This is a genomic window from Myxococcus sp. CA039A, assembly GCF_013336645.1.
GTDB classification, from domain to species: Bacteria; Myxococcota; Myxococcia; order Myxococcales; family Myxococcaceae; genus Myxococcus; species Myxococcus llanfairpwllgwyngyllgogerychwyrndrobwllllantysiliogogogochensis.
In genome coordinates, this window is record NZ_JABUMQ010000459.1 from 1 (window position 1) to 6,917 (window position 6,917).

Here is a 6,917-nt window from a genome sequence, read left to right on the forward strand (position 1 = left end):
CGCTCATGGGGACAAGGATTGAAGCACGCCGGATACCCGCCGCCCAGGAAGGCGCTTGCGCCTCTCTCGGCGGATGTCATGACCGCTGTCGGGCTTGTTCGTAGCGCCAGTCCCGGGGAGTCCTGCCATATGCCTTCTTGAAGGCGCGGCCGAAGTGCGTGAGGTCCATGAAGCCCCAGCTGAAGGCGATGTCCGCGATGCTCCGCGCGTCCATCTCCGGGTCCTCGAGCGCCTTGCGGCAGCGAGCCAGGCGACGCGAGAGGACCCAGCGCATGAAGCTCTCACCGCTCTCCGCGAACAGCCCATGCAGGTAGCGCGTGGACATGCGGAAACGGGCGGCGACCGTCGCCGGGCTCAGCGATGGCTCCGCGAGGTGATGCTCGACATAGACACGCAGGGCGTGCCTCCGGGCCTCTCGCACGCTCGCGGCGTTTGTCTGGATATCGCGGCCCTGGGTGTTGAAGGCCAGCGCGAGGAGCTCCAGCAGGTTGTCCGAGACAGAGCCCGCGACGGGCTCGGCGACCTGGGTCTCCGCGAAGGCGCGCAGGTAGGCGGACACCAGGGCACCGACGCCCTCCCGGGTGTGGAGCACACTCCCGACCATCTCATCTGGGTGTGAGAGCCGTGGCCGCAGCGTGGCATAAGGCGCCACGATGACGATGCGGCGGTATTCCGCGTCGAACGAAAGCTCTCCTGGCCGAGTCCCGTCGAAGAGCTCCACGTCTCCTGGGTGGGAAATTCGCTCCTCACGCCCCTGGCGCAGTCGGCAGACCCCCGACACCTGCATGCAGAGGAAGTAGCACTCCCGGGGGGCGCGGGAGATCTCCGTCTCCCCTCGATGAACACTCTGGGCCGAGGAATGGAGATAGGTCACCCCCAACGGCCCTGCTTCGTGGTGGTCGAGCCGCCCGAAGAAGGGACTGGACGTCTTCCGCTCCGTCCGCAGTCCCAGGAGCACCTTGCTCGCCATTTCCTGCCAGTACTCGTGTCGCTCCCGCTCGGAGACCGCGTCCGTGGAGAAGACTGTGCGCATGGGCCACCCCAGGTAAGGAGGCACACATTATCCGCCCGGTCCGACGGCCCCCTGCACACCCGGCCGAATTCCTGTGCGCTGGTGGCCGAGCCCCCCTCCCCTCTCCCCCTCTATACATCCATCACACCGACGCCAATTTCGCTCGGTTCTTCCCAAGGAGAGTGTTTGTGAAAGCGTTCCTCGCGGTGTTTGTGCTTTCCATGTCCGTCGCGTCCCCTGCCCTGGCCCAGCAGGACGGTCCGTTCGCCAGCACCGCCGCCCTGGCGAGCTATTGGTCGACGCAGAGCACCGGCGGCGCCCTGACCCAGATCTACGTCAATGGCACGCTGGCCTATCAACGCTCCGGCTTCGGTCCGGCGTTCGTCAAGGAGTACTTCAACTGCGTCGATGGCTCCGGAATCAGGGCCTTGTGCAACAATATCTTCGACGGCTACCTGCGCACGAGTGACGCGATGGGGACGTTCAGCAGCGGGCTCACCGTCTACCTCGACGGCGCGCTGATTCGCTCGGGAGACCCCTACTACAGCGCCCATCTCAAGACCTGCCTGGGAGACATGAGCTACTACGGCAGGGTGAAGTACTACATCGTCGAGAGCGTGAACGACGGCTTCGGCCCGCCCTATCCGGGCAACGACTGCTTCTGACCCGCCGTCTCGATTCACGCTCCCGCACGACACAGCGTTTCAACCCTCGTCGTCCACATCCTCGTCACCACCGCCGCCCGTCACCACGGGCGCGCGGTCCAACAGGCGGACACGCCGAAGTGCTCCCGCGCGCCCGCCTCGATGCCGTAGACGCCGTTCCCCCTGGTGTAGCCCTCATTTAGAGTGTCGCGCATGCGCGGACACGGAAGATGGACAGGCACATCAGTGATTGCGGTGACGATGTGGCTCGCTTGCAGCGTGGCGATGAGCGGCTGCGGCAAAGGCAAGGAACGCGCGGCGCTCGCCACGAAGTTGGAGCAGCGCATCCAGGCAGCCTCGGCGACGGGGGGCGACGTCCTCCTGACGGAGGTGACGGACTTCGACTGGGACACCTTCCACATCTTCACGCCCTACGTGGGCGCGGAAGAGGTCCGGAAGTGGCTCGGCATTGATTGGTCCGGCGCCAGGGACGTCCCTGAAATGGAGTGCCTGCTCGTCTTCGTGAAGGGAGGCGAGGTGGTCATGGACCTCGACTTCTCCCGGACGAAGGGCGACTTCTCATCCATCAGGAAGTCCCGCTTCACACGGGAGGAGGCGCGGTTCACCGCGCCCAAGGACGGCAAGGCCCTCACCCACGCGTCCGATTCCCCCTGAATGGGCCTGTGTTGGTTGGCCAGTGCTCGCCTCTGACCCAAAGCCCCCACCAGCCGGTCGAGTCCCGAATCGTGTGTCGTTGGTTCGGAGGGGTTCGGGGGAGGAAGGCTCCTTGGTGGCATCATGCGGCGGCAGTGTCTGGGGTTGGATAGGCGATGCGGCCGTCCTCCGCTCGTGACAGCCGCTCCACCTCACCTTGCGTGGGCGGCGGCAAACGCTTACTGGACGCCGGGGTCGCCCGGCACCAGATGCTTCCACGGGAAGACGTGCTTGGCGAAGTGGCTGACATAGCCACCCCGGGCGGCCTGGATCACCATGAATTGCAGGCCCGGGCGGATCGCTCGCAGGGATTGCAACTGGTCGATGTCGAGCCGCGAATTGCGCAGGATGAACACCTTCAAGGCCTCGCCCACTGGGCTTGCCAGCAAGCGTGCATAGGCCTCGAACGAAGTCACGCATGCGTCGTCCCGGTCCTTGGCCCAGGTCATCTGCAGTTCCGTCGACTCGGTGAAGTCCAGGCTCGTGAGCGCGGGCAGATTCGTCGCGGACGCCAGGTTCTCGATGAACCCCTGCGTGTCGAAGCTGCCGCCGATGCGCAGCGCGCGCAGATGCGGCAAGGACTGCGCGAAGATGCTCGCGTCCGGCGCATTGGGCACGGTGAGTTCGGTCAAATAAGGCATCTTCGCCACCAGCCGTGCGATGTCACCACCCTCCTCCATGATCGTGCCCGTGTGGACGATCAGCGAGCTGTTGTGGTGATCGGGCTCGGTCGGCCGGATGGACAGCGAACGCAGGATCGGGAACGTCACCTCTGCGCTCAGCAGTGTCTCGAAGGACCACTCGCGTGTGCCGTTCGCGCCCTGATCCGGACCGGAGAACGCCAACGAGGTGATGGTGTCCGCCACCGCCTGTTCGGTCAGGCACGCCAGCATCATTTCCAATGCGGTTTCCCAGGCGTCGCCGAAATACTCCACGTGCAGCCCGTTGCGCATCGGCGCGATGCTCAGGTAGTTGTACTGGGCAGCCCAGAGCGGGTGGTCGGGCGTGCCGACGTCGAGTTCGTACTCGGCAACGATGTCGGCCGCGAACGCGTGCAGCCGCAATTGGAGGTCGAGCAGGCGTTGGTATCCGGCGGTCGAAAACGCATGAGTCACGGCGGGCGCTCCTGATCAAGGCAGCGGTGACTGTACTTGCGCTCGACCGTGGACCGATTCAATTCTTTGGGAGCGCAGGCCGCTTACTGCGGCGCCGGGATGACCGCGTCGTTCATCGCGTCCACCGTTTCCTGCTCGCCGCGGGCCTGCAGTTACATGGCGACATTGGGACACACGGGCCCCGGATGGAGGTGATGCGCTCCTCCTGGAGCTCGATGCGCAGGCCGCACATGGCCTCGCACAGGTTGCACGTACGAAAGTGGACCCGGGACGAGGCCTTGGCGCTCGTGCCGCGCACTCTACACAACGCCAATGACTGTCATCACAGCGCCCCCAGTGCCCACCGTCCCGCGCATTTGCTATCGCGGATGGCCGCGTCATGGAAGGATTGTGTCTTGAGGGGAACACATGCGCCGGATGGAGCCGTGGGTCATCGCCGTGGGGTTCTTGGCACTGTCACCGCTCGCCGTGGAGGCCACCGAGCCGCCGCGGGTCGTCGTGTCCAAGGCGCGGTCGCTGGCCTTCACCCGCCTGGACGCGGTGGTGGGGCTGGCCGAGGAGGTGCGGATGGGGATGATGATGCGGCAGGACTTCCACATCACCGCGCCGGGCACGGAGCCGGAGCCCATCGACGTCTCCACCGAGATGGCCCAGACGCAGGTCTTCACCGTGCTCGAGGCGAAGGGGCCCGTCGTCACCCGCGCGAAGCTCGCCTATGGCGACGTGGTGGAGGTGACGAAGGATTCGCGGGGCCAGCAGCAGCGGCGGCTCTCCCCCGTCAGCCAGAAGACCTACGTGGGTGAGTTCAGGGCGGGCCGCATCGAGGTGACGGACGCGGAGGGTCAGCCGGTGACGCCAGAGGAGGCGGAGGCGGTGCGCAAGGACCTGGAGGGGCTGGGCGCGGAGGACCCCATCGCCGTTGCCTTCCCCCGGGGGCCGGTGAAGGTGGGCGCGAAGCTGGACGGCGTGGCGCGCGCCTTCGAGAAGCTCCTGCGGCGCGGCAACCTCGCGGACGTGAAGTTCCGCAAGACGCGCGTCCAGCTCAAGGAGATACACGAAGACCCGCGCGGCCTCGTCGGCCTGTTCCTACTCTCCACCACGCTCGAGCGGGCCTCGGACGCGCAGAACCCCCTGACGACGACCATCGCCTACCAGGGGACGATGAGCGTCCTGGGCGAGGGCACCCAGCTCACCGCCTTCAACCTGCAGGGGCCAGTGGTCTACACCCTCAGCCCCGCGATGAAGGCTCAGGGCATGAAGGTGGACGGCAAGGGCGACTCGGTTCTCTTCTTCTCCGTCCAGCCCGCCGCGAAGCCCTGACGACCCGTCGCGCCAGTCCGTGTCGCGCCGTGACGGGAGTCGTCCGGCGTGACGCGCGCATGGCCGGCCGCCTCGCGGAGTGGCGCGGGCGTGACAGCACGCTGACAGAGAATGGGCAGGGTGGGGGTTAGAGGGTTCCCATGTTCCTGCACGCGCTCGGTCACTTCCACCCGCCCAACCTCCTCACCAATACCTTCCTGGGGGAGCTGGGACTCGCGACCATGGATGCGTGGATTTTGGAGCGGGTGGGCATCCGCTCCCGTCACACAATGCTGCCGCTCGACTATCTGCGCATGACGGTGCGGAGGGTCGACGGGGTCAGGTCGATGACCCGGCCTGACTCGGCGTCATCCAGTCGGCCCTCGAGCTTGAGCTGAAAGGTGTCGCGCACGCGCACGCGCGTGACGGTACTCGGGGTGATGCGGACCCCTGCGATGCGCGAGGGGTCGGTGACGATGACCGGCACTGCCTTCGTGCGCTCGGCGTAGGTGACATTGCTCGCACCCCTCCCTCCTCCTTCTCGTACGCCAGCACTTGCCGCCGCGCCAGATTCGGCAATACTTTTCCGACCATGCTCCAACGGCCCTGGCCCCTTGAGCTCACCGCGCGGCAGCTGATCCGCGATGACGCCCCCGTCGAGTCGCGTCTGTCCGTGGTAGGGCTCGTTCGACTCGACGAAGTCCTGGCTGGACGCATGGCTCGCGGCATCAAGAGGGAGGTCGCCGAGTCCTGGATCGACCTCCATCGCGGCTGGCTCAACGAGCGTTTCGGGTCCGAGGACCTGGTGCCCGCCTTCACTCGGTGTTCTCGGCTACGGGACATCTCCGAGCTGCGCCTCGACTGCGACTGGCTCGGTGTCACGGGTGTAGCCGAGGTGCTTGCGTCACCGCTCCTGCATCACCTGGACGAACTCGAGCTGGCCGCCGGGCTCCACACGGTCGAGGCATACGAGCCGCTGGCTCGGCGCAAGATGACCCACTTGCGCCGCTTCGGCCTCGCGATGCCCGACGCCCAGGATGGTGACATCCCCGTGGGTGATGATCTGGCCGACCTCCTCGCTGCTGCCGGCCTCGAGCGTCTGGAGAGCCTCGCGCTCCCCCGCGTCGGCATCGGCCCGGCGGGGCTGAGTCGCCTGTTCGACCTGCCCGCGTTGGCCTGGTTGGACCTCGCACGTTCCGAGATCGGCGAAGAGGGCTGCCACGCCCTGGCCCGGGCCTCGAGCCTGTCTCGCCTTCGAGGGCTCGATCTCGAGGGCTGTCTCGGCTTCGACAATGCCGGCGACTCGGCCTTGCCTGGCCCCGGCTTCTCGGCGCTCATCACGTCGCCGCGCCTGGCCGTCGCGCATCTCGATCTGGGCGACGTCCCGGGAGCCGCCGCGGTGGTCGCCGGCTCGGCACGCATGACGACCGTCGAGCACCTCGTTCTCTGGGCAGTCGAGGATGACGAGCTCGCGTCCCTCATCGCGTCTCCCTACCTGACCGCTCTGCGCCACCTGCACCTGCGGAGCTGCCATCTTTCGAGTACGACCCTCACCGGGTTTGGACGGTCTCAGCTTCTCGCCGCACTCGAGTCTCTGACCCTGAGCAACGATCTCACGGCGTCGCAGCAAGGTCTCGTCGGTCGGCGCCTGCCTCGCTTGCGCGAGCTCCGGCTGGAGGTCAACCACACGACCGCGGACAGCCTCGGCCGCGCCGACTTGCCCAACCTCACCGAGCTACACCTCGACTTCGACGCAACGGTCATGAGTCAGGATGAGGAGGTCGCGGGAACCGATCTGGATGCTGTCATCGCCGCGCTCGTGAGCGCGAAGGGCATGCCGCGTCTGACAGGGGTCGTCACGTCACCTGTTTCGCCCGAACACATGGCCAGGCTCGTCAGCCGCTTCGGTACGGGATTCCGGACCAAGGGGTACTCGCTGACTGGCTCGGCCCAGGAGCGTTGAATCGCGACCCGAAGGGGTCAGCAACCACGGACTTGATTCTCTCGGGTCGTGCGTCAGGTGTGGTGGTGCAGGCTCTCCACCAGGTACGGGTCTCCCACCGGCAACATCGGCGACGTCCTCACCGCCCGAGTCACCGCCAGCGTGAACAGCGCCCCCACCCCCACCAACCC

The 6,917-nt window shown here is 66.6% G+C and carries 7 protein-coding genes; 5 read left to right on the forward strand and 2 right to left on the reverse strand.

The genetic code is table 11. From position 1 onward, the window contains the following. Positions 1 to 76: 76 nt before the first annotated feature. Positions 77 to 1,033, reverse strand: a complete 957-nt coding sequence (locus HR086_RS43270) for a helix-turn-helix domain-containing protein (protein ID WP_174461458.1) — start codon at positions 1,031 to 1,033, stop codon at positions 77 to 79. A 200-nt stretch (positions 1,034 to 1,233) separates the two neighbouring features. Here HR086_RS43270 and HR086_RS43275 point away from each other — a divergent pair, with 200 nt between their 5' ends. Continuing rightward, complete coding sequence (locus HR086_RS43275; protein ID WP_174453176.1) at positions 1,234 to 1,677, forward strand: hypothetical protein; 444 nt, start codon at positions 1,234 to 1,236, stop codon at positions 1,675 to 1,677. A 225-nt stretch (positions 1,678 to 1,902) separates the two neighbouring features. Continuing rightward, the gene (locus tag HR086_RS43280) at positions 1,903 to 2,331 is read left to right on the forward strand and encodes a hypothetical protein (protein WP_246137883.1); all 429 of its coding nucleotides are present in this window, start codon (positions 1,903 to 1,905) and stop codon (positions 2,329 to 2,331) included. 218 nt (positions 2,332 to 2,549) lie between these two features. Here HR086_RS43280 and HR086_RS43285 read toward each other — a convergent pair whose 3' ends face one another. Next, entirely contained in the window at positions 2,550 to 3,485 is a 936-nt protein-coding gene (locus HR086_RS43285; RefSeq protein ID WP_174468558.1) for a hypothetical protein, read from the reverse strand. A gap of 408 nt (positions 3,486 to 3,893) precedes the next feature. Here HR086_RS43285 and HR086_RS43290 point away from each other — a divergent pair, with 408 nt between their 5' ends. The 3 genes from HR086_RS43290 (at position 3,894) to HR086_RS43300 (ending at position 6,747) form a co-directional block, all read left to right on the forward strand. Further along, positions 3,894 to 4,805 (forward strand): hypothetical protein, encoded by a 912-nt coding sequence (locus HR086_RS43290; RefSeq protein ID WP_174468559.1) that lies wholly within the window; start codon positions 3,894 to 3,896, stop codon positions 4,803 to 4,805. Between the two features lie 140 nt (positions 4,806 to 4,945). Continuing rightward, positions 4,946 to 5,182: a hypothetical protein gene (locus HR086_RS49020; protein WP_254614265.1), complete on the forward strand. Its 237-nt coding sequence runs from the start codon at positions 4,946 to 4,948 to the stop codon at positions 5,180 to 5,182. 317 nt (positions 5,183 to 5,499) lie between these two features. Continuing rightward, entirely contained in the window at positions 5,500 to 6,747 is a 1,248-nt protein-coding gene (locus HR086_RS43300; protein WP_174468560.1) for a hypothetical protein, read from the forward strand. The last annotated feature ends 170 nt before the right edge of the window (positions 6,748 to 6,917 follow it).